We start from the raw sequence: 21,473 nt of genomic DNA, 5'->3' as shown, positions 1-21,473 counted from the left end.
CGTGGAGCGTGCCACCATGTCCGCCGACTTCGACCTCGAATTCGACCACCACTCCGACGCGGCCAACGCCGATCCGGTCGCCTACTACGCCGCCTTCCGTGAGCGCTGCCCCGTGGGCCGCTCGACCGCCCACGGAGGCTTCCACTACACGACGCGTCACGCCGATGTGGCCCGGATCGCCCGCGACGACGCGCTGTTCTCCTCGGCCCGCAGCGAGCACGGCGGGACGGGGGTCGGCATCGTCATCCCCAAGGGTCCGGGGCTGGAGCAGTACCCGATCGAGCTGGACCCGCCGCGCGCGACCGAGTACCGCGCGCTGATCAACCCGCTGCTGACCCCGGACGCGGTGGCCCACCTGGTGCCCATGATCGAGCGGCACGCCGCCCGCGTGGTGGACGACTTCATCGAGCTGGGCTCCTGCGACCTCGTCCGCGACCTCACCAACCCGCTGCCCGCCGCGGTCACCCTGGACTGGCTGGGTTTCCCCGAGGAGGACTGGGCGAAGCTGGCCGGCCCGATCCATGACATCTTCGCCGCACCCGCCGGCAGCGAACGCGCCCTGCGCGGGGCCGCCGGACTTTCCTCCATGGACCAGCGGATCCGCGACCTGGTCGCCGAGCGCCGCCGCGCGCCCCGGGCCGACGCGGTCAGCGCGCTGGTGGCCGGGCGGCGGGCCGACGGCAGCGCGTTCGGCGACGACGAACTGGTGTCGGTGGTCGGTCTGCTCATCGCGGGCGGCGTCGACACCACCACTTCCCTGACCGGATCGACACTCGTCCACCTCGCGCGCCACCCCGAGCAGCGCCGGCGGCTGATCGACTCCCCCGACCTGCTGGACGGCGCGACCGAGGAATTCCTCCGCGCGTTCGCCCCGTCCCAGTCGATGGCGCGCACGGTCACCGGGGACGTCGAGGTCGGCGGCTGCCCGATGCGCGCGGGTGACCGGGTGCTGATCCCCTGGGTCGCCGCCAACCACGACCCGGCCGTGTTCCCCGACCCCGAGCGGATACGGCTCGACCGCGACGCCAGTCGGCACCTCAGCTTCGGCATCGGCTCGCACCGGTGCGCCGGCGCCCATCTCGCCCGGGCCATGTTCCGCGCGATGACGGCCCAGGTCCTGACCCGGCTGCCCGACTACCGGGTGATCGAGGAGGGGCTCGTCCCCTACCCGACCCGCGGCAACCAGTCCGGCTGGGACGCGGTCCCCGCGGTCTTCACCCCCGGCCCCCGGGCGACCGCGACGACGGGCCCGGTCCGCGCACTGACCACACCCACCGCGCTGCGGGTGACCGCGGTGCGCACCGCGGCCGAGAACGTCGTCGCCGTCGACCTGGCCCTGCCGGACGGCGGTGAACTCCCCGTATGGCGCCCCGGCGCCCACATCGAACTGCGCCTGCCCTCGGGCCGACTGCGTCAGTACTCCCTGTGCGGCGACCCCGCCGACGCCACCACCTGGCGCATCGGGGTCCTGCGCGAGCCCCTGGGCCGGGGCGGCTCGGTCGAACTCCATGAACTCGCGGGCCCCGGGGCCACGTTCGCGGTGCGCGGGCCGCGCAACCACTTCCCGCTCACCGAGGCGCCGTCCTATCTGTTCCTCGCCGGGGGCATCGGCATCACCCCGATCCTCGCCATGGTCCGCGAGGCCGCCGGACAGGGCACACCCTTCACCGTCGTCTACGGCGGACGCACCCGCTCCACGATGGCGTTCGCCGACGAGTTGTCCGCCGTGGCCGGTGCCGCGCTCACCCTGCTCCCGCAGGACGAGGCCGGCCTCCCGGACCTCCCCCGGCTGCTGGGCGCCCTGGCCCCGGACACCGCCGTCTTCGCCTGCGGCCCGGCGCCGATGCTGGCGGCCGTCGAGCGCGAGTGCGCCCGCCTCGGTCTCTCCGACCGGCTGCATCTGGAGCGCTTCACGGCGGGCGACGACCTCGAAACGGCCTTCGACGCCTCGGAGAACCGGAGCTTCGAGGTCCGACTGGCCCGTACCGGGGCCACGTTGACCGTCCCGGCCGACCGCCGCCTCATCGAGGTCCTGCGCGACGCCGTGAGCGGTCTGTCCTACGACTGTGAGAAGGGCTACTGCGGCGCCTGCGAGACCCGGGTCCTCGCCGGGACGCCCGAGCACCGGGATTCGGTGCTCGGCGAAGAGGAACGCCTCGCCGGACGCACCATGATGATCTGCGTCGGACGCTGCCGGGGCGACCGACTCGTCCTGGATCTCTGAGCCCGTCCACCGGGACACCGCAGCCGGCTCAGGGGCAGCTCCGCCGGTACGGGAGGTCGGGCAGGTGCTCGCTCCACTCCTCGCGGGAGAGCCCCTTGCCCACCCTGCCGCACACGGCCCGGGCGGCGGACCGCGGTGCGATGTCGTAGGCGTACGGCGGTGAGTGATCGCCCACCGTGTGGAGCGTGCCGTGGTCGGGGGTGAACGCCAGCGCCTTGATGGTGTCGCCGGCGGTCGGCAGCGGTCCGCCCGTCCGCCGGTGCGAGGAGGTCTCCCAGAGCTGGAGGGTGCCCTCGTCACCGGCCACGGCCAGCATCCGGCCGTCCGCCGAGAAGGCCAGAGCGGAGACGTACTGGTAGGTGGTGGTTTCGGGGGCGGCGAGTTCCCCGAGCCGCCGCCGGAGCGCGCCGTCCCACAGCACGACCCGGCCGGATCCCTCGCCGACGGCCAGGTACGTCCCGTCGGGACTGAACGCCAGCGCCGTCGCCCGGCCGGGACTTCGGGTGTGCGGCAGCCGGGTGCCGGACGGCAACCGGTGCGCCGAACCGTCGTCCAGGGCCAGCGGATCGCCGTCGGGAGACAGCGCCATGGTGCCCGCCGCCCCCGCGAGCGTGGTGGTGGTCCTGCCGCGCCGCAGGTCCCAGATCCGGGTGTGCGGGGCGGGCGCGCTGGGATGGCCGGCGAGCACGAGGGCACGGTCGCCCGAGGTGAAGGCCAGATCGCCCCAAGGCCGTCCGCTGAAGGAGGGGCCGTCGAGGACGGTACGGACCCTCCGGCTCCGGAGGTCGTAGAGCGTCACCCGTCCGGAGGGGGCCGGATCCGCGCTCCCGCCGCCGACGGGGCTGGTCGGATCGGCCGCGGTCACACTGTGGGCGAGTGTCCTGGCGGTGGAGTCGAAGGCCAGGGCGGCGTCGCAGTACGTGACCGCCCCTGTTTCCCCGCTGGTCGCGCACGGTACGGGCGGTGGCTCCGCCAGGAGTGCGCCGGTACGTCCGTCGAGGAGACGGAAGCGGACCTCCTTCCCGTCCGGATCCTGGTGGGCGAGGGCCAGTCGCTTCCCGTCCCCGCTGAACTCGGCGGCCAGAAGCTGACTCTGCTCCCAGCGCGGGGAGGCGGCCCTGCCCAGGGCGAGGGTGCGGACCCTCGACCCCCAGGAACTCTCCGGCCCCCCAAGGTAGCGGAGTGTGCCCGTGGCGGTGTCCAGCCGGAGATCTCGGACGGTCTCACCGGAGAGTCGGTACCGGAACGCGGGGAACGGTGAGTCGCTCGGTCGCCACAGGAGGATCTCCCGGCCGTCGGACGCCACCACGAAGGTGCCGCCGTCGCCGGGTTCCGCGATCACCAGCCCCTTGTGGGTGATGGGCGGGAGTTCCCGGCCGGAGGCGAGGTGCCAGGTGCGGTAGCCCGTCTCGGTGATCAGCCCGACGTACTCGCCGTCCGGGCTGAACCTGACCTGCTCCTGGGCACATTGCTGGACGGTGGCGTTCGGCAGCCACGGTGCGGGCAGCCGGCGGCCCTTCTCGACGTCCCACAACTGAAGCCGTCTGCCGGGCAGGCACAGGGCGAGCAGACGGTCGTCCGCGCTGAGGACGGCGTCGGGGGAGACGGGAAATCCGCGGTGTTCCGCCTCCAACTGGTGTCTCAGAGCCATGACCCCGACCCAGGACATCCCGTCCCCGCTGTCGGCGGGAAGATCGGGGTCCCGGGACTGGTGGGTGTCGAGGAGTACCTCTCGGCGCTGCGCGTGCCACAGCTGGATCCGGGCCCCGGTGGCGTCGTAGCGGTAGACGAGCAGGGTGCGACCGCTCGGCCCCGTCTCGACACCGCCGTAGGGCGAGGTGAGCGGTTTCCCCGTCGGCCGGCCGGTGGCGAGGTCACGCAGGGCGATCCCCTTCTCCGTGAACACGGGCAGCCATCCGGAGTCCGCCCGGGGGAAGCCGGCCGTGCCCAGGTCCTCGCCGAGCCCGGGGCGCACATCGACGCGCCGCCGGGTGGTGACGTCCCAGCGGGTCACCTGGTCGGCGCCGACGCTGACGAGGGTGCGGCCGTCGGCGCTGAGATGCCGCATGGTGCCGGTGGCACCGTCCGGGTCGGTGAAGACGTCCTCTTCCGGCTGGGCCGTGGCGGCCAGCAGTGCCGAGCGGGTCTCCGGGAGGTCGGCGGCCCGCCAGGCGGCGAGGCTGAGGCGCATGGCGGTCCGCGGGTCGGACAGGCGGAGGCTGTCGGCGACGCCGACGAGGCGGCGGGCCTCGGCCTCGACCCGGCGGCGCTCACCGGACTGGTTCTGCTGCCAGGCGATGAGGCCGGCGAGCAGGCCGAGGACGAGAAGGGTGGCCAGAGCGGCGGTGCGGACCCGGCGGTGGCGGTGCTCACGGTGGCGGGCGTCGAGGCCGGCCGTGAGGAACTGCCACTCCAGTGAGGTCAGGTCGCCGCGCCGGCCGGCGGGGGTCAGATGCTGTTCGGCGGTGGACAGGCGCAGTCCCCGGTAGAGGGCGCCGGGGTCACGGCCGAGTGCCTGCCAGGCGCGGGCGGCCTCGGTGAGGTGGCGCTGGACGCGGAGCCGGTCGCGGTCCTGGTCGATCCAGGCGCGCAGCCGCGGCCACGCCGCGAGGACGGCCTCGTGGGAGAGGTCGACGGTGTCGTGGTCGAGGGTGACCAGACGGGCGTGGGCGAGGCGTTCGAGGACGAGGTCCGCGTCGGCGGCGGGGCCGGGGCCCAGTGCGGTGATGTCGGCGCGGTCGGCCGGGCAGCGGGTGTCCTGGCTCCCCTGGCCGGGGACGACCAGGCGGAGCAGGATCCTCCGGGCCGTCTCGGCCTGGTCCGGGGAGAGGCGCGCGTAGAGGTCTTCCGCGGTACGGGCGATCGCGCCGTGGATGCCGCCGGCGGCGTCGTAGGCCGCCTCGGCCAGGACCCGGCCCTTGCGCCGCCGCCAGGTCTCCAGCAGGGCGTGGGACATCAGGGGCAGGCCGCCCGGCGCGTCGGTGACGTCGTGGATGACCCGGGCGGTGAGGCTGCGTTCCACGACGAGACCGCCGAGAGCGGCGGGCTTGACGATGGCTTCGCGCAACTCGTCCCGGCTCATGGGGGCGACCAGCAGCGTGGCGCGCTCGGCGGCCTCGGCGAGCGGGCGGTGCTGCGAGAGATGGCCGTAGAAGTCGCCGCGGACGGCGAGGACGACCCGTAGGCGGTGCTCGGGCCGGGCGGCGGCGCACAGCAGGTCGAGGAACCGGGTGCGGTCGTCCGGGTCGGCGCAGAGAGTGAAGACCTCTTCCAGCTGGTCCACCACGATCAGTGTGCCGGCGGGGGCGGTCCGTGGGTCGAGGACGTCGGCGTGGGTGCGTACGGGGGTCGGTCCCGGGGTGAGGATCCGGATCGCCGCGGGCCGCGTCCGTGGTGGCTCGGCCTGCTGGAGGCGGGCGATCAACCCGGCGCGCAGCAAGGAGGACTTGCCGCTTCCGGAGGGTCCGGCCACGACCACCAGGTGGTCGCGCCGGATCAGCTCCATGAGCCGGCCGGCGAGCCGATCCCGGCCGAAGAAGCGGTCGGTGTCGTCGGTGCCGAAGCGCGCCAGCCCCAGGTAGGGCGGCTCCACGTCGGTGTCGGCGGCCCTGGCGTCCTCGGCCGCCGCCCGTGCGGCCTCGTGCCATCGGCGCTCCCATCGGGTGGGGTCGCCGCCGCAGGCTTGCGCGTAGGCCAGGGCGACGGCCAGGGACGGCAGTCGGTCTCCGGCCGCCGCCTGGGCGAGGGTCGCCGTCGAGTAGTGGGCCTTCGCCGCCATCGCCCGGTAGGTGAGGCCCCCGGCACCCTGACGCAACTTCCGCAACTCGATTGCAAAACGCGCGATCGGCCCCTGCGCGGGATCGAGCGGCTGTTCACGACGCCCCATGACTCCCCCATCAGCACGACGACACCGCGCCACACGCTACGTCCGTCGCCCGCCGCCCCCTGCGCGAGAGCGCCATCGAACAACGGGCCATCACCACCATCGCCCAGTAGCCGAGGCCCCAGCACCCTGACCCAACTTCCGCAACTCGATCGCGAAACGCGCGATCGACCCCTGCGCGGGATCGAGCGGCTGTTCACGACACCCCATGACTCCCCCATCGGCGCGACGCGTCGCACGCTACGCAGCGGAGCCGGGGCGGACCAGGCGGCGCGAGCGGCACGGCACGCACCCTGGCCGCCGCACGGGATTGTCCGAAGTGGTGAAAGGGGCCTGCCATACAACGGGCCGACGGCGAAAGCTGAGGTCACGGCAGCCCGGGGCCATGGAGTGGACCACGGGGAGGGCCGCTGAGGGAACGGGGGAACATCACCATGCGACGCACCGTCACCGCGCTCGGCACGGGAGCAGTCATCGCCCTGTGCGCGCTGACCGCGTGCACCGTCCCGGCCACCACGGACCCCGCGGCCTCGGCCCCGGAGCTGACAGCCACCCAACAGGACCGGATCGAACGGGCCGAGGAACAACTCGTCCAGACGTGCATGACCGGGCACGGTTTCCGCTACTGGCCGGAGCCTCCGGCCGGCGACGCGGAGGAACACGGCACCGACTTCGTCCTCGACGACATCGCCCGGGCCCGCGCGCAGGGCTACGGCAGCCGCGTCCAACGCGGGCTCCTCGCCCGCCGGCAGCGCGGCCCCAACGCCACATACAGGGAGTCCCTCTCCGCCCGGGATCGGGCGCGCTACTCGGCCACCCTGGCCGGCGACCCGGCGGACGGGGCCCTGACCGCGGAACTGCCCACCGGCGGCACGCTCGTCACTCCGCGCGGCGGCTGCCGTGCCACGGCGCAACAGGAACTCTACGGCGACCGCGCCGCATGGTTCCGTGCCAACGGCATCGCCATGAACCTCACCCCGCTCTGGGTACCGGCGCTGGTCGAGGACCCGCGGTTCACCGAGGCGCTCACCGCCTGGTCGGCCTGTATGCGCGGCAAGGGCCACTCCTTCGCGGACCCGCGGGCCGTCCGTACGGCCCTGCCCCGCCTGACCGAAGGACAGCGCGAGGCGAAGGCGTACGCGACCGAGGTGCGTCTGGCGGTCGCCGAGGCGACCTGCGCGCGCGACTCCGCGCTCGCCGACACCGCCCGGGCCCTCAAGCCCGTCTACGTCGCACGGGCGAGGGCGCGCTACGGCGAGGAACTGGCCCTGCACGGCCGGCTCCAGCGGGCGGCCCTGGCCCGCGCCGAGGACCTCATCGGCCGGGACTGACCCCCACCACAGAAGCCTCCGCGGTACGGAGCCGCGGACGATCACGCCCCGGACAAGCGGGGCGGAAGAGGAGACATCATGCGTACAACAGCCAGAGCCACCGCCACGGCGGTTGCCGTCTGCCTCACCGCGCTCGGCCTCACGATGCCCGCCACCGTCGCCCGGGCGACCCCCGGAGCGGACGTGGGCGTTCTGGCCGACTGCTCCCCCCACGGCACCGACGGCAAGGTGTACGCCTGGGGGAACGCGAACTGCTCGGGCACCCGGCTCGGCTCGGACGTCGGCAATGACGCGAACTGGGGCAACAACCTGGGACAGTTCCGGGGCAGCGACGACAACAACGCCACCTCCGTCGCCAACAACGGCCACGTCGGCGGCAACGACGTGGTCGCGTTCTATCGGACGACCGGGGGCGCCGACGCCTGGGGCCGAGGATTCCTCTGCGTCGGCCCCGGGGTGTCCCTGGTGGATCTGCGCGGATACGCCTTCACCACGGGAGAGAACGCGAACGACAGGATCTCCTCCCACCACTGGGTGACGCCCGGAGCCTGCGACCGCGCGGCGTTCATCAGCGACTGATCCGCCGCCCCCGACGGCCCGCCGAGGGACGTGGTTCCTCGGCGCGGGTCGGTGGTGGTAGAACGTGCCCGGTGGGGGTGGGGTGCCATGACAGGACGTCCCGGTTTCGGGGAGGTGCTGCGCGCGCATCGGCGTGCGGCACGGCTGACGCTGGAGCAGTTGGCCGAGGTGTCGGGCGTCAGTGCCCGGACACTGTCGGACATGGAGCGTGGCCGCAGCAAAGGGCCCCAGCACCGGAGTGTGACGGCTCTGGCGGATGCCCTGGCGCTGGAGGGGGAGATCCGCGGCCAGCTCGTCGAACTGGCGCGTGAAGGCCGACTGCGGGACCACTGGACGCGCCCGACCGGACTGTGTGAACTGCCCCGGTCGGTGGACGACTTCACCGGCCACGCCCCGGAACTCGTCTGGGTCAGTGAACTGGTGTACGCGGAGAGTTCACCGGGGGTCGGCGTCGTGGGACTCATCACCGGTTCCGCGGGGCTGGGGAAGACCACGTTCGCCGTCCGTGCCGCTCATACGGTACGACCGAGCTTTCCCGACGGGGTGTTCTTCCTCGATCTGCTGGGCATGTCCCAGCGGCCCCTGGCGCCCGCCGAGGCCCTGCGGTCGCTGCTGCGCGCGCTCGGTGTCGCGGACCAGCAGATCCCGGGCGACATCGAGGGCCGCGGCTCGCTGTACCGGTCGCTGCTCAGGGACAGACGTGTCCTGGTGGTGCTCGACAACGCCGCGTCGGAGGACCAGGTACGCCCGCTGCTGCCGGCCGGGGGCGCGGGCCGGGCGCTGATCACCACCCGTCGGCTGCTGGCCGGGCTGGAAGGGGTCCGCAGGCTCGTCCTCGGGCCCCTGCCGTTGCCGGAGTCCACCCGGCTGCTGGCCGGGATCCTGGGTGAGCGTTCCGCGTCCGACGGGGAACCGGCCCTCGTCCGGCTCGCCGAACTGTGCGGCGGTCTGCCGCTGGCCCTGCGGATCATCGGGAACCGGCTGGCCAGCAGGCCCGGATGGGGCGCCGCCGAACTCGCCGCCCGGCTGGCGGACGAGGAGCGCAGGCTGGATCAGTTCAAGGCCGGTGATCTGAAGATCGCCAACGCGTTCGGGATGTCGTACGAGCAACTCACCGCATCCGCGCGGCGGATGTTCCGGCGGCTCGCCGTGGTGCCGGGACCGGATTTCGACGCCGCGCCGGCGGCCGTGGTGGGCGGGGTGCCGGTCGAGGACGCCTGGGAGGCCCTGGACGACCTTGTCGATCTCGGTCTGCTGCACGACGGCGCCGCGGGCCGCTACCGCTTCCACGACCTGGTCCGGCTCTTCGCCCGCGACCGGCTCCACGAGGAGGAGGGTGCGGACGGGCGCGAGGCGCTGACGGTGAAGGTGACCTCGTGGCTGCTGCGGATGGCCACCCTGTGCGGACGGTGGTTCGAACCCGGCTACGGCCGTCCCGCCCGGCCCGACCCCGATCTCACCGTCCCGGCCTCGCCGGAAGAGGCCGAAGGGTGGCTGCGGGCGAACATGGACGGCTGGCTGGGAGCGATGCGGACGGCGGCGGACCGGGACCGGCACTCCCTCGTCCTCGACTGCGCGGAGTCGATGCACTGGTTCTCCGACCTGTGGGCGCACAACCCGCACTGGCACGAGGTGTTCACGCTCGGCGCGGAGGCGGCGCGCGCCCTCGGCGACCTGCCGCGGCGGGCGAGCCAGCTGAACTACCTGGCCTGGGCGCGTTCGCTGCCGCCCGGTGATCCGGAGGCCGTGTTGCGGTACGCGGGTCAGGCGCTGGAGCTGGCCACCCGGTCCGATGCCACGGCACAGATCGCCTGGTCACAGCAGTACACCGCGTCGGCGCTGCGGCTGCTCGGCCGGTTCGGTGAAGCCGTGGCGGCGTCCTGCCGGGCGGCGGAGACATTCCGGACCACCGGCGACATCGACTCCAGCGTCCAGTGCCTCGCCCATGTCGCCCACTGTCTGCTGGACGAAGGCCGCCACGCCGAGGCGCTGGAGCGCTACCGCGGACTGCTCGCGGTGCTGGAGGATCCGGAGTCGGGGATGACCCCGAGCGTCGCGCGTCTCAGCAGGCCCCTCGCGCTGCTCCGCGTCGGCCACTGCCTGGAACGCCTGGGCCGCCGCGTGGAGGCGATCGCCGCGCTGACCGAGGGCATCGACGTCATCGAGACGCTCCAGATGTCCGACTTCCGGCAGGCGCTCGCACTGGAGACCCTGGCCGCCCTGCTGGCCGACGAGGGCCGGGGCGAGGAGAGCCGCCACGCCTCCGCGCGGGCGGCGCGGGTCTTCGAGGCGATCGGCGACCCCGTGGCGGCCGACCGCTGCCGCGCCCTGGCGGCCACCCCCTGACCCGGTCCGGCGGGCGGGTACTTCTGCGTGCTGTTCTGCGTGGTCCGGCCGCGTTCCTGCGGCTTGACTGGTGGGTACCGGGACAGCCGTCAAGGCGCTGCCCCTCCAGGTCGGGAGTGACCATGGCGACCCTCAGGAACATCGTCCTCGTGCACGGCGGCTTCGTGGACGGATCGGGCTGGCAGGGTGTCTACGACCATCTGAGCGCCGACGGGTTCACGGTCGCCGTCGTGCAGAACCCGACCCTGTCGCTGGCCGGTGATGTCGCCGCCACCCGTCAGGTCCTCGACTCCCTGGACGGTCCGGCCGTGCTGGTCGGCCACTCCTACGGTGGGGTGGTCGTCACCGAGGCGGGCGCTCACCCCAACGTCGCGGCGCTCGCCTACATCGCCGCGTTCGCGCCGGACCGGGGCGAGTCGGTCAGCTCCCTGATCGCCGATCCGCCGCCCGGGGCGCCGGTCCCGCCGATCCTGCCGCCCCAGGACGGGTTCCTGTTCCTGGACCGGGAGCGGTTCGCGGCCTCGTTCGCCGCCGACGTACCGGCGAAACTGTCGGCGTTCATGGCCGACTCGCAGGTCCCCTGGGGTGTCGCGGCGCTCGAAGGTGCCGTGTCCGAACCGGCCTGGCGGACCAAGCCGTCCTGGTACCTGGTCGCGACGGACGACCGGATGATCCCGCCGGCCGCCCAGCGCGCCATGTCCGAGCGGGCCAGGGCCACCGTCTCCGAGACCCCCGGCAGCCATGCCGTGTACGTCTCCCGCCCGGCCGTCGTGGCCGCGGTCATCGCCCAGGCCGCCCAGGGAGTCAACGGCCAGGCGTAACGCGGCGGGACCTGCCCACCGCACCGCCCCCGACCCGCACCGGTTGACTTTTGGTCGCTGACCAACTCTACTGAGTCAGAGATTTGGTCAGTGACCAAAACGGCGGTGGGGAATGAGGTGGGGAACAGTGCCCGGAATCAAGGTGCTGGTGTCCGGTGCCGGTATCGCGGGCCCGGCGCTCGCGTACTGGCTGACGCGGTACGGGGCGCGGGTCACGGTGGTCGAGTCCGCGCCGGAGCGGCGTACCGGCGGACAACTGATCGACATCCGCGGCACCGGCCGTGAGGTGATCGCCCGGTCGGGCCTGGCGGAGACGGTCCGTGCCGCCCGGACAGGCGCTGACGGGCTGTCGTTCGTGGACGCGCGAGGGCGGCGGCAGGCGTCCGTGCGGGCGGACGGCTTCGGCGGGGACGGGCCGATCGCCGAGATCGAGATCCTGCGGGGCGCGCTGGTGGAGATCCTCCACGGGGCGACGGACGGCTCGGTCGAGTACGTCTACGGCGACCGCATAGGCGCACTGGACGACCGGCGCGACGGGGTGCGTGTCACCTTCGAGAAGTCCGCGCCGCGCCGGTTCGACGCCGTGGTAGGGGCCGACGGACTGCATTCGGGGGTGCGCGGCCTGACGTTCGGCCCGGACAGCGCGCGGCTGCGCCACCTCGGCTACTACCTGTCGTTCTGGACCGCGCGGAACACGCTGGGGCTGTGCGACTGGGCGGAGATGTACTCGGAGCCGGGCCGCTCCGTCGCCGCCCGCGCCGTGAGCGGCAACACCCGGCTGATGACGATCCTCGCCTTCCGCTCCGCCCCGTTCCGCTACGACCCCCGCGACACCGCCGCGCTGAAGACCGTGGTGCGCTCACGCGCCGCCGGGATGCGCTGGCGCACCGCCGAGTTGGTCGCCCAGTTGGACGACACCCCGGACTTCTACTTCGACGCGTGCAGCCAAGTGGCCCTGCCGCACTGGTCGTCGGGCCGGATCGGGCTCGTGGGCGACGCCGCGTTCTGCGCCTCGCCGATGTCCGGGCACGGCACGACCATCGCGCTCGTCGGGGCGTATGTGCTGGCCGGTGAGCTGGCCAGGGCGCGGGGCGATGTCGCCGCCGGACTGCGGGCGTACGAGGAGCGGCTGCGGCCGTGGATCACCCGTGTCCAGCGGTTCGGGCAGGGCAACGGCAGGACGATGACGCCGCGAACCTCGGCCGGCATAGCGTTCCGGCGCGGTGTGGTGGCGCTCCAGGAGCGGCTGCCGCTCGGTGATCTGCTGATGCGCGACGAGATCCGGCTGTCGAACGGCTTCACGCTGCCCGACTACACCGCCTACGAAAGGGCGCGGCCGTGATCGAGCATGTCGGCCCGCCCGCGCCGGCCCCGCCGGTCGGCGATCTCTACCACCCTCTCGCGATCGTCCGCTCGGGCTGCGTCGTGGCGGTCGCGGGGCAGATCGGCGTGCGGGCGCTCGGCCGGCCCGCAGGGCTCATCGAGGTCGACGGGCCGGCCGTCGTCCCCGCGCACTCCCCGCTCACCCAGGACGGTCGGCGGGCACCGGCCGGCACCGAGGAAGACAGGAGCACGACATGACCGCGAAGACATGGTTCATCACCGGCGCGTCCAAGGGCTTCGGCAGGCAGTGGACGCAGGCGGCGCTGGAACGGGGTGACCGGGTCGCCGCGACGAGCCGGACCTCCGACGCGTTCGGCGACCTGGTCGACACCCACGGCGAGCGGCTGCTGCCGATCCAGTTGGACGTCACCGACCGGGCGGCCGTCGATGCCGCGGTGCGTCGGGCCGTCGACCGCTTCGGCCGTCTCGACGTCGTGGTCAACAACGCCGGCTACGGCCTGTTCGGCATGGTCGAGGAGGTCGGCGAGGAGGAGGCCCGGGCGCAGATCGAGGTGAACCTGCTCGGCCCGCTGTGGGTCACCCAGGCCGCGCTGCCGCACCTGCGCGCCCAGGGCGGCGGGCACATCGTCCAGGTCTCCTCGGTCGCGGGGGTCATCTCCCTGCCGGGCCTCGGCGTCTACCACGCCTCCAAGTTCGGCCTGGAGGGATTCACCGCGAGCCTCGCCAAGGAGGTCGGGGACTTCGGCATCAAGGTCACCCTCGTGGAACCCGCCGGTTACGCCACCGACTGGGCGGGCCCGTCCGCCGTCCAGGCCGCACGCCTGCCCGCCTACGACGCCCTCCGCGCCGGCATGCAGCGCCCGGCCGGTGTGCGCGGTGAGCCGGACGCCACCCGGGCGGCGATCCTCACGGTGGTCGACGCCGACGAGCCGCCGCTGCGGATCTTCTTCGGCAAGGGCCCGCTCGACGTGATCCGGGCGGAGTACGCCTCCCGTATCGAGGAGTGGGAACGCTGGGACGCGGTGTCCCGGGCGGCGTTCGGCGCCTGAACAGGGCCCTCGGCAGCCCGCTTGTAGCATGACCGGTGGATCGCCGGTGGGTGACGGGGTGCGGAACGGAACAGAACGGAACGGGACACGAGGATGCGCTGGACGCTGGACGACGTGATCGCGGCGGCGTTCACCACGCTGGAGGCCGAGGGGCTCGACAGGCTGACGCTGCGCGGGGTCGCCCGCACCCTCGGCTCGCATCTCAACTCGGTGAGTTCGTACGTGAAGACGAAGCAGAGCCTCATCGAGACCATGGCCGACCACATCATCGGCTCCGTCGATGTCACCCATCTGCCGGACGAGCCCGTCGAGCGGGCCCGCGCGGTCGCCACCCGCTATCGGGACGCCCTGCTCGCCCACCGCGACGGCGGGCGTCTGGTCGCCGGCACCTTCACCGGCACGGGCAAGACCCTGCGCGTCGCCGACACCGTCGTCGGCGCGCTGCTGGACGCCGGGTACGACGAGCGGGACGCGGCCCGGCTGTGCTGGTCGATCGTCTATTTCACGCTCGGTCTGACCCAGGAGGAGCAGACCCCGGCCGGTGATCCCGGCCGCTCGTTCCACCAGCTCATCGCCTCCGGCGGCTATCCGTCCCTCGCCCGGATCGGCGAGCACCTCATGGTCACGGACTCCTTCGACGACCGCTTCCACTACGGACTGTCCCGGTTGCTGCCCCCGAGAGACTGACCGCGCGAACGGGGCACGGGAACGGCGGTGGTGCTCAGGGCGCGCTCCAGGCCGGACCGTCCTCGCGGGCGGCCATGGCCCTCAGTCTCTCGAAGGCGGCTGCCGTCGGGCCGGCCGGTTCGGCTTGATAGACCACCAGTTGCTGGTGGGGAGCGCCGTTGACCGTGAAAGCCGCGAACTTGATGTGCAGGTCCCCGACCTGGGGGTGCCTGAGATGCTTGCCCTCCTGGGACTTTCCCTTGACCTCGTGTCGGCGCCAGAGCGCGGCGAACTCCTCGCTCCGGGCGGACAGGGTCGCCACGACGTCGGCGATGCGGGCCGATCCGGGGTCGTGTCCGTAGGCGGCTCTGATCTCGGCGACACAGGAGTGCGCGGCGCGCTCCCACTCCTGGTAGAACGCGCGCCCGGCGGGGTCGGCGAACACCATGCGGGCGAGGTTGTCGAACTTCTCGAATCCGCTGTGGAGGGCTGTGGCGAGGGGGTTGGCCGCCATGATGTCGAGGGCCGCGCCGACGACGAAGGCCGGGGTGTGGTCCCATCCGTCCATCAGCTGCGCCAACTGCGGGCTGACGGCGCTCTCGCCCCGGTCGCGCGGGCGTTGCGAGGCGGTGAGGCAGAGGCGGTTGAGATGGGCGGTGGCTTCCGCGTCCAGTCTCAGCGCCTGCGCCACGGCGTCGAGGACCTGCGGGGAGGGGCTGCTCTCCCGCCCCTGCTCCAGTCGGACGTAGTAGTCGGAGCTGACTCCGGCGAGCAGCGCGACTTCCTCTCTGCGCAGTCCCGGCACCCGGCGTCTGCCGTGCTCGGGCAGACCGACATCGTGAGGCTTCAGGGCTTCTCGGCGGGCTCTGAGAAAGTCACCCAAGGGTGTCCCGTTGCTCATGCGGCAACACTAGAGGGATTTCCCCGGCCTGTCGCCGAGGAGCGGACACCCGGCGGACACCCGCCGGACACCCGCCGGACCTCTGCCCGGACACTGCCCGGACCTCTGCCCGGACCTCTGCCCGGACCTCTGCCCGGACCTCTGCCCGGACACCTGTCCTGGGCCGTCGTGCGCTGTCGTCTCCCGAGGGGTGTGCGCGTTCCTGGGTGTGACGCACCCACCGTCGGCAGCACTTCGCCGGGCACTCCCCGCCTAGCCTTGGCGGTATGGACAGCAGCACACGCCCCGACCCGGCCGGCGGGCTGGGCGGGTTCCTGCGCTCCCGCAGGGAGCGCCTCAGCCCCACCGCGGCCGGACTGTCCGTGGCGGGCCGGCGGCGGGTGCCCGGTCTGCGGCGTGACGAGGTCGCGCTGCTCGCCGGGGTCAGCCCGGGCTACTACAGCCGTCTTGAGCAGGGGCGTGAGGTCAGCCCCTCCCCCCGGGTGCTGGAGGCCGTCGCCCGCGCGCTGCAACTGGGCGACCGGGACAGGGGGGAGCTGTTCCGGCTGGCCCGGCCGTCGTCCCGCCGTACGACACCGCGGGCGCGGGTCGAGCGGGTCCGCCCGCATCTGCGGCACCTGATCGAGAGCTGGACCGGGACACCGGCCTATGTCGTCGGCCACGCCCAGGACCTGCTGGCCAGCAACGCCCTGGCCGACGCGCTCCACGGTGACTTCGCCCAGCGCGACAACGTCCTGCGCATGCTCTTCCTGGACCCGGCGGCGAAGACCTTCCACCGGGACCCGGAGCGGGCCATGCGTCGCGCGGTCGCCGCTCTCCGGCGGACGGCCGCGAGCGCACCGGAGGATCCCCGCGTCCGGGAACTCGTGGGTGAACTGTCGGTGTGCAGCGGCGAGTTCCGCTCGCTGTGGGCCCGGGAGTACCCGTGGATCCCGCCGGGTGAGGTCCAGCGGGTGCACCACTCCGTGGTGGGAGATCTGGAGCTGCGGTACGAGGCGCTCGACATCCGCAGCGCGCCGGGACAGCACCTGGTCGTCCTCCAGGCCGAGCCGGGCTCACCGTCCGCCGACGGTCTGGCGCTGCTGGGCCTGTCGTCCCTGGGTGTGTGACTCCCAGGAAAAGCACGGCCTTCATGGCGCCGTGGCCGGCGGCCAGACTCGAAGACGTCAGCAGGAGATCCCCGCGAAGGGGAATCGACGAAAGAGGTTTTCCCATGGCTACGTGGTTCATCACCGGCGCCTCCCGCGGTATCGGAGCGGAGATCGCCCGCGCCGCCCTGGCGGACGGCAACGAGGTCGTGGTCGCCGTACGCGACCCGGACGGGGTGCCGGACGACCTGAAGAACTCCGACCGGGTCCTCGCGGTCGCCCTGGACGTCACGGACCACGACAGCATCCCCGGGGCGGTCGGGGCCGCGGTGGACCGGTTCGGCGGCATCGACGTCCTGGTGAACAACGCCGGGCGCGGTCTGCTCGGCGCCCTGGAGGAGATCACCGACGCGGAGGCCCGCTCGCTGTTCGACCTCAACGTCTTCGGCCTGATCAACGTCACCCGTGCCGTGCTGCCCGTCATGCGTGAGCAGGGGGCCGGCAGGCTGGTGCACCTCGGTTCCCGCTCGGGCTTCGAGGGTGAGCCCGGCGTCAGCATGTACTCCGCGTCCAAGTTCGCCGTCGCCGGCATCAGTGAGGCGCTCTCCGCCGAGATGGCCCCGTTCGGGATCCAGTCGATGGTGGTCGAGCCGGGCGTCTTCCGCACCGACTTCCTCGACTCCAGCTCGCTCTCGGTCGCCGCGCACCGCATCGCCGACTACGACGGCACCCCGGCGCACGTGACACTGGACTGGATCGACCGCGCCAACCACGCCCAGCTCGGCGACCCGGTCAAGGGCGCCGCCCTGATCGTGGAGGTCGCGTCCGCCGAGAAGCTGCCCACCCACCTCTACCTCGGGCGCGACACCCTTGAGCGGCTCGACGTCAAGTATCAGCAGGTGCGCGACGATCTCGCCCCGTGGCGCGAGAAGTCCGCCGCGACCGCCCACGACGACGCCGCCTGACACCCCGGGGCAGCCTCGCCCTCGCGTCCCCGCACCCCCTCCGACCGGCCCGGCTCATCCCCCCTCGGGCCTTTCCGATCCCAGAGATTGAGGTTCTGTGATGTCCGCTGCCCTGCTCACCGGTACCCCGCTCACCGGCCGTGTCGCCGTCGTCTCCGGCGCCTCCAGCGGCATGGGCGCCGTCACCGCCCGGCGCCTCGCCGAACTCGGCGCCACCGTGGTCGTGCTCGCCCGCCGCGAGGACAAGCTGAACGAGGTCGTCAAGAGCGTCGAGGCCGCCGGCGGCACGGCGTTCGCCCTGGCCGTCGACGTCACCGACCGTGCCGCCGTCCAGAGCGCCGCCGACCAGGTCGCCGCCCGCTTCGGCCACGCCGACCTGGTGTTCAACAACGCCGGTGTCCAGCTCATCTCCGGCATCGAGGAACTCAAGGTCGACGAGTGGCAGCGCCAGATCGACCTCAACATCGGCGGCCTGATGAACGTGATCGCCGCGTTCCTCCCCCACCTGACCGCCTCCGCCGCGCAGGGCGGGGCCGCCGACCTGATCAACACCTCGTCCATCGCGGCCACCCGCATCCTGGAGAAGTTCTCCGTCTACTCCGGCACCAAGGCGTACATCAGCCATCTGACCCGGCTGCTCCGCGTCGAACTCGGCCCCAAGATGGTCCGGGTGGCCACCGTCGAACCCGGCATGGTCGACACCGAACTCCCCGACCACGTCACCGACCCCGACGCCTCGAAGCTGATGGCGGACCTCATCCACGACATCGACGTCCTTCAGTGCGCCGACATCGCGGAGACCATCGCCTTCATGGCCGCCGTCCCGCGTCATGTCAACCTCACGGAGATCACCATCATGCCGACCGCCCAGGCCATCTGAGGGCGATCAGCTTCTCCACCGCGCCGGGGTGACCGACCGGGGCAGGTTCGATCGAGCCCGGGCCATCGCGGCGCCACGCCCGAGCCGCGCGTCGCCCCACGACCGGTGGAGCGCCGGCCCGAAGACCGGCGGGCCCGCGCTCCGCCGCCGCTCAGTTCGGTCTCTCGACCGCCCCGCTCTGACCCTGCGCCACCTGCTTCAGGGCTTCCTTGAAGGCGGCGTACGGCTCCTCGCCCAGGGCCTTCGCGTGCCGTTCCTCGATCGCGCGCATGATGGCGGCGGCCGTCTCCATCTGGAGCAGACCGCGCTCGGTGGGGCGGACCAGCTTGGCGCGGCGGTCGTCGGGGTCGGGGGCGCGTTCGACGTAGCCGAGGCGCTCCAGGTCGTCGACGAGTGAGCCGACGACCTGCTTGTGCTGCCCGGACAGCCGGGCCAGTTCGCTGGCGCGGACGCCCTCGGGGCGCAGATGGGCGAGGACGGCCCCCGAGCGTGGCTGGATGTCGTCGAAGCCCTGCTCGGCGAGGGTGGTGAACAGCTCGCGCTGGACGGAGAACAGGACCCGGGCGGCGAGCACCCCGAGATCCGGTTCCGGTCCCGGTTCCGCCCCGGTCCGCCGGTCGCCGGTCAATGCCCTCACCTCTTCCGTCCGTCTGCCTCGTACCGCCGTAGGTCCGCGGTCCCACCCCGGGTGGTCCGACCGGCGAGTTTAGCCGCCCGGCCGGGTGGTGCCCCGCCCCGGCCCAACTGCCGCTTGCCACATGGGCGATGTTCGCCTACATTCCAAGTCGTCATCAAAATTGACTATCAAGATTAGTGACTAAATCCTAGGGAGAAGAAACATGAGCGAGCGCAGCACGTACCTGGAGCTGGTCACCCGCGACAACGCCGCCGTGGTCCTGGTCGACCATCAGGTCGGCCTGCTCTCCGGGGTCCGGGACATCCCGGTCGCCGAGCTGAAGCACAACGTGGCCTCGTTGGCGCGGGCGGCGACCGCGCTGGGCATCCCGCTGGTCGTGACCACCACGGCGGCCGAGAGCATGTGGGGACCCACCGCCCCCGAGCTGGTCGAGGCCCTTCCGGCCGGCCAGAAGATCATCGACCGCAGCTCGGTCAACGCCTGGCACGACGACCGGGTCCGCGAGGCCATCGAGGCCACCGGCCGCCAGAAGCTGATCTTCGCCGGGGTGTCCCTCGAAGTGTGCGCGGCCCTGCCCGCGTACGCCGCGACGGCCGCCGGCTACCACGCCTACGTCGCCCTGGACGCCTCCGGCACCTTCAGCCAGGCCAAGCGCGAGGCCGGGCTGGCCCGGATGCAGCAGGCCGGCGTGACCGTCAGCGACTACGCCACGCTGATGGTCGAGGCGCTGGCGGACAACGCCGCCCCCGAGTCCGGCGCCGTCTACGCCGCTCTCGACATGCCGTTCGCCGTCCTGGTCGGCCAGATCGCCGCCGCCCACCGGTCCTGAGCACCGCGCCGGATCACCCCCGGCCGAGCGGTCGGGGGTGATCCGGCGGTCACGCCCCCGCAGACACCCCCCCCCCCCGACGCCCTTCCCGACACCCGTCGATCACACGGACCCACCACCTCGGCGTTCATTTAAATAAACTCAGGGTCCATCAAACCAGGCAACGGCTGTTATAGTGAACGCATGGTTCACTCAGATCACACCCCCGACCATGCTGGGGGCCGCCGATGAGCCCGCCGTCCGGGACCGGGCGCCAGCCGGTGAGCAGTACGGCCGCCGCGGTCGGCGCGAAGATCCGGCTGCGCCGTCAGCAGCGCGGCATGAGCGCCGCGGAGATGGCACGCCGGGCCGGGCTGAGCAAGGCCACGCTGTCGCAACTGGAGGCGGGCAAGGGCAACCCGACCATCGACACCCTGGACGCCATCGCGATCGCCCTGCGCATCCCGATCGCGGACCTGCTCGCGCGCGACGCCGACACCGGCCCGGTCCACCGGCCGGGCACGGACGCCGAACCCGGCGTAGTCACCCGCGAGTTGCTGCGCCGCATCAGCAGCGGCAACAGCCTGGAGATCTGGCGGCTGCGCATCCGGCCCGAGACCGAGCTGGCCGGGGTCCCGCACGCCACCGGCACCATCGAGCATCTGCTCATCTCCACCGGGCACGTCACCGCGGGACCCGTCGACGCCCCGCGGGACCTCGGCCCCGGCGACATGCTCGCCTTCGCCGGTGACGCCCCGCACTTCTACCGCACCGGCGCCGACGCGGTGGACATCACCGTCGTCTTCGCCTCCCCCATCAGCACCTGAGAAGCCCGACCCGTCTGAGAGGGGGGCACCCCACCCATGAACACCGCCATCGCCACCACGCCCTCCGGTCTGTCGTTCATCAGCGACAACATGGCCGGAGCCGCCCCGCCGATAGCCCGCGCCGTCGCCGAAGCCGCCGTAGGACAGGTCCTGCCCTACGGCAACGACCCCTTCAGCGAGCGGGCCCGCCGCAGGTTCGGCGAGATCTTCGAGCGGGACGTCGACGTCTTCCCCGTCTCCACCGGCTCGGCCGCCAACGGTCTGGCCCTGGCCGCTCTCACCCCGTCGTGGGGCAGCGTCCTCGCCCATCACGACAGTCACCTCCATCACGACGAATGCGGTGCCCCGGAGTTCTTCACGGGTGGCGCCAAGCTCGTCGCGATCCCCGGTGTCGCGGGCCGGATGGACCCCGAGGCCCTGCGGGCGGCGGTGCGGCGGCGCGCGGGAGACGTCCACAGCGTGCAGCCGTCCGTGGTGAGCATCAGTCAGGCCACCGAGAGCGGCGGCGTCCACACCGTCGAGGAGATCCGCCGGCTGTCCTCGATCGCCGGGGACGCGGGCCTGCGCGTGCACATGGACGGCGCGCGCTTCGCCAACGCCCTGGCCCACCTCGGGGCCACCCCGGCCGAGATGACCTGGAAGGCGGGTGTCGACGTCCTGTCCTTCGGCGCCACCAAGAACGGGGCGATGACCGCCGACGCCGTCGTCTCCTTCGACCCCGCCCTCTCCGCCGAACTCGCCTTCCGCGCCAAGCGGGCCGGCCAGCTCACCTCCAAGATGCGCTTCCAGACGGCCCAGCTCGACGCCTACCTCACCGACGGGCTGTGGCTGGCCAACGCCCGCCGGGCCAACGCCATGGCGACCCGTCTCGGGGACGGCCTCAAAGCCGTCCCCGGCATCACCCTCCTGGCCGCCCCGCAGGCCAACATCGTCTTCTGCCGCCTCCCCCGGCACCTCACCGACGCCCTCCTCGCCGAGGGGTACGCCTTCTACCACGACCGCTGGGAGCCGGGCACCGTCCGCCTCGTCACCGCCTTCTCCCACGACGGCGACGACATCGACCAGTTCCTCGACGCGGTGCGCCGCCACAGCGCCTGAGGCCCACCCGGCACACAGGCGCCCGT

18 protein-coding genes are annotated in these 21,473 nt (G+C 72.8%); 15 read left to right on the top strand and 3 right to left on the bottom strand.

All coding sequences use genetic code 11. The annotated features are described in order from the left end of the window. Window positions 1-16: 16 nt before the first annotated feature. On the top strand, window positions 17-2,224 hold the full coding sequence (locus tag ACIQNG_RS08490; RefSeq protein WP_401483324.1) for a cytochrome P450: 2,208 nt from the start codon (window positions 17-19) through the stop codon (window positions 2,222-2,224). Between the two features lie 28 nt (window positions 2,225-2,252). Here ACIQNG_RS08490 and ACIQNG_RS08485 read toward each other — a convergent pair whose 3' ends face one another. After that, window positions 2,253-6,110, bottom strand: a complete 3,858-nt coding sequence (locus ACIQNG_RS08485) for a helix-turn-helix domain-containing protein (protein ID WP_401483322.1) — start codon at window positions 6,108-6,110, stop codon at window positions 2,253-2,255. A gap of 431 nt (window positions 6,111-6,541) precedes the next feature. On the opposite strand from ACIQNG_RS08485, the gene ACIQNG_RS08480 reads away from it, so the two are divergent. The 8 genes from ACIQNG_RS08480 (at window position 6,542) to ACIQNG_RS08445 (ending at window position 14,264) form a co-directional block, all read left to right on the top strand. Then, entirely contained in the window at window positions 6,542-7,438 is an 897-nt protein-coding gene (locus ACIQNG_RS08480; RefSeq protein ID WP_401483320.1) for a hypothetical protein, read from the top strand. Window positions 7,439-7,516: 78 nt separating this feature from the next. Beyond that, complete coding sequence (locus ACIQNG_RS08475) at window positions 7,517-8,017, top strand: hypothetical protein (RefSeq protein ID WP_401483318.1); 501 nt, start codon at window positions 7,517-7,519, stop codon at window positions 8,015-8,017. Between the two features lie 87 nt (window positions 8,018-8,104). Next, on the top strand, window positions 8,105-10,363 hold the full coding sequence (locus ACIQNG_RS08470) for an ATP-binding protein (RefSeq protein WP_401483316.1): 2,259 nt from the start codon (window positions 8,105-8,107) through the stop codon (window positions 10,361-10,363). A gap of 122 nt (window positions 10,364-10,485) precedes the next feature. Further along, window positions 10,486-11,184 carry an alpha/beta fold hydrolase gene (locus tag ACIQNG_RS08465; RefSeq protein ID WP_401483314.1) on the top strand — a complete coding sequence of 233 codons (699 nt, stop codon included), beginning with the start codon at window positions 10,486-10,488 and terminating at the stop codon, window positions 11,182-11,184. 127 nt (window positions 11,185-11,311) lie between these two features. Then, the gene (locus ACIQNG_RS08460; protein ID WP_401424357.1) at window positions 11,312-12,526 is read left to right on the top strand and encodes an FAD-dependent monooxygenase; all 1,215 of its coding nucleotides are present in this window, start codon (window positions 11,312-11,314) and stop codon (window positions 12,524-12,526) included. After that, the gene (locus ACIQNG_RS08455) at window positions 12,523-12,765 is read left to right on the top strand and encodes a hypothetical protein (RefSeq protein WP_401483312.1); all 243 of its coding nucleotides are present in this window, start codon (window positions 12,523-12,525) and stop codon (window positions 12,763-12,765) included. Before ACIQNG_RS08460 ends, ACIQNG_RS08455 begins: the two co-directional genes overlap by 4 nt. Next, window positions 12,762-13,577, top strand: coding sequence for an SDR family NAD(P)-dependent oxidoreductase (locus ACIQNG_RS08450; protein WP_401483310.1), 816 nt, complete (start codon window positions 12,762-12,764; stop codon window positions 13,575-13,577). The genes ACIQNG_RS08455 and ACIQNG_RS08450 overlap by 4 nt, the downstream gene beginning before the upstream one ends. A gap of 93 nt (window positions 13,578-13,670) precedes the next feature. Then, window positions 13,671-14,264: a TetR/AcrR family transcriptional regulator C-terminal domain-containing protein gene (locus ACIQNG_RS08445; protein ID WP_401483308.1), complete on the top strand. Its 594-nt coding sequence runs from the start codon at window positions 13,671-13,673 to the stop codon at window positions 14,262-14,264. A 34-nt stretch (window positions 14,265-14,298) separates the two neighbouring features. Here ACIQNG_RS08445 and ACIQNG_RS08440 read toward each other — a convergent pair whose 3' ends face one another. Continuing rightward, a complete protein-coding gene (locus tag ACIQNG_RS08440; RefSeq protein ID WP_401483306.1) occupies window positions 14,299-15,144 on the bottom strand; it encodes a helix-turn-helix transcriptional regulator in 846 nt (281 codons plus the stop codon). Window positions 15,145-15,410: 266 nt separating this feature from the next. Between ACIQNG_RS08440 and ACIQNG_RS08435 the strand changes: the two genes are divergently transcribed. The 3 genes from ACIQNG_RS08435 (at window position 15,411) to ACIQNG_RS08425 (ending at window position 18,077) form a co-directional block, all read left to right on the top strand. Continuing rightward, window positions 15,411-16,253: a helix-turn-helix domain-containing protein gene (locus ACIQNG_RS08435; RefSeq protein ID WP_401483304.1), complete on the top strand. Its 843-nt coding sequence runs from the start codon at window positions 15,411-15,413 to the stop codon at window positions 16,251-16,253. 104 nt (window positions 16,254-16,357) lie between these two features. Then, complete coding sequence (locus tag ACIQNG_RS08430) at window positions 16,358-17,197, top strand: SDR family NAD(P)-dependent oxidoreductase (protein WP_401483302.1); 840 nt, start codon at window positions 16,358-16,360, stop codon at window positions 17,195-17,197. Between the two features lie 97 nt (window positions 17,198-17,294). Next, window positions 17,295-18,077 carry an SDR family oxidoreductase gene (locus tag ACIQNG_RS08425; RefSeq protein ID WP_401483300.1) on the top strand — a complete coding sequence of 261 codons (783 nt, stop codon included), beginning with the start codon at window positions 17,295-17,297 and terminating at the stop codon, window positions 18,075-18,077. Between the two features lie 151 nt (window positions 18,078-18,228). Here the strand turns inward: ACIQNG_RS08425 and ACIQNG_RS08420 are convergent, their stop codons facing one another. Beyond that, a complete protein-coding gene (locus tag ACIQNG_RS08420) occupies window positions 18,229-18,714 on the bottom strand; it encodes a MarR family winged helix-turn-helix transcriptional regulator (RefSeq protein ID WP_401483299.1) in 486 nt (161 codons plus the stop codon). Between the two features lie 202 nt (window positions 18,715-18,916). Here ACIQNG_RS08420 and ACIQNG_RS08415 point away from each other — a divergent pair, with 202 nt between their 5' ends. The 3 genes from ACIQNG_RS08415 (at window position 18,917) to ACIQNG_RS08405 (ending at window position 21,447) form a co-directional block, all read left to right on the top strand. Next, window positions 18,917-19,543, top strand: coding sequence for an isochorismatase family protein (locus tag ACIQNG_RS08415; protein WP_401483297.1), 627 nt, complete (start codon window positions 18,917-18,919; stop codon window positions 19,541-19,543). 260 nt (window positions 19,544-19,803) lie between these two features. Further along, window positions 19,804-20,349 carry a helix-turn-helix domain-containing protein gene (locus ACIQNG_RS08410; protein WP_401483295.1) on the top strand — a complete coding sequence of 182 codons (546 nt, stop codon included), beginning with the start codon at window positions 19,804-19,806 and terminating at the stop codon, window positions 20,347-20,349. Between the two features lie 36 nt (window positions 20,350-20,385). Further along, entirely contained in the window at window positions 20,386-21,447 is a 1,062-nt protein-coding gene (locus ACIQNG_RS08405) for a threonine aldolase family protein (protein WP_401483293.1), read from the top strand. Window positions 21,448-21,473 lie beyond the last annotated feature (26 nt).

The sequence above is a fragment of the Streptomyces sp. NPDC091377 genome, from assembly GCF_044757045.1.
Classification (GTDB): Bacteria; Actinomycetota; Actinomycetes; order Streptomycetales; family Streptomycetaceae; genus Streptomyces.
Note: the sequence above shows the minus strand (reverse complement) of the source record. Positions and strands in the feature narration are given on the sequence as shown.

Bases quoted from the DNA above. Each gene is read 5' to 3' on its own strand.
- ACIQNG_RS08490 (WP_401483324.1), top strand. From the start codon at position 17: ATGTCCGCCGACTTCGACCTCGAATTCGACCACCACTCCGACGCGGCC.
- ACIQNG_RS08485 (WP_401483322.1), bottom strand. From the start codon at position 6,110: ATGGGGCGTCGTGAACAGCCGCTCGATCCCGCGCAGGGGCCGATCGCG.
- ACIQNG_RS08480 (WP_401483320.1), top strand. From the start codon at position 6,542: ATGCGACGCACCGTCACCGCGCTCGGCACGGGAGCAGTCATCGCCCTG.
- ACIQNG_RS08475 (WP_401483318.1), top strand. From the start codon at position 7,517: ATGCGTACAACAGCCAGAGCCACCGCCACGGCGGTTGCCGTCTGCCTC.
- ACIQNG_RS08470 (WP_401483316.1), top strand. From the start codon at position 8,105: ATGACAGGACGTCCCGGTTTCGGGGAGGTGCTGCGCGCGCATCGGCGT.
- ACIQNG_RS08465 (WP_401483314.1), top strand. From the start codon at position 10,486: ATGGCGACCCTCAGGAACATCGTCCTCGTGCACGGCGGCTTCGTGGAC.
- ACIQNG_RS08450 (WP_401483310.1), top strand. From the start codon at position 12,762: ATGACCGCGAAGACATGGTTCATCACCGGCGCGTCCAAGGGCTTCGGC.
- ACIQNG_RS08445 (WP_401483308.1), top strand. From the start codon at position 13,671: ATGCGCTGGACGCTGGACGACGTGATCGCGGCGGCGTTCACCACGCTG.
- ACIQNG_RS08440 (WP_401483306.1), bottom strand. From the start codon at position 15,144: ATGAGCAACGGGACACCCTTGGGTGACTTTCTCAGAGCCCGCCGAGAA.
- ACIQNG_RS08435 (WP_401483304.1), top strand. From the start codon at position 15,411: ATGGACAGCAGCACACGCCCCGACCCGGCCGGCGGGCTGGGCGGGTTC.
- ACIQNG_RS08430 (WP_401483302.1), top strand. From the start codon at position 16,358: ATGGCTACGTGGTTCATCACCGGCGCCTCCCGCGGTATCGGAGCGGAG.
- ACIQNG_RS08415 (WP_401483297.1), top strand. From the start codon at position 18,917: ATGAGCGAGCGCAGCACGTACCTGGAGCTGGTCACCCGCGACAACGCC.
- ACIQNG_RS08405 (WP_401483293.1), top strand. From the start codon at position 20,386: ATGAACACCGCCATCGCCACCACGCCCTCCGGTCTGTCGTTCATCAGC.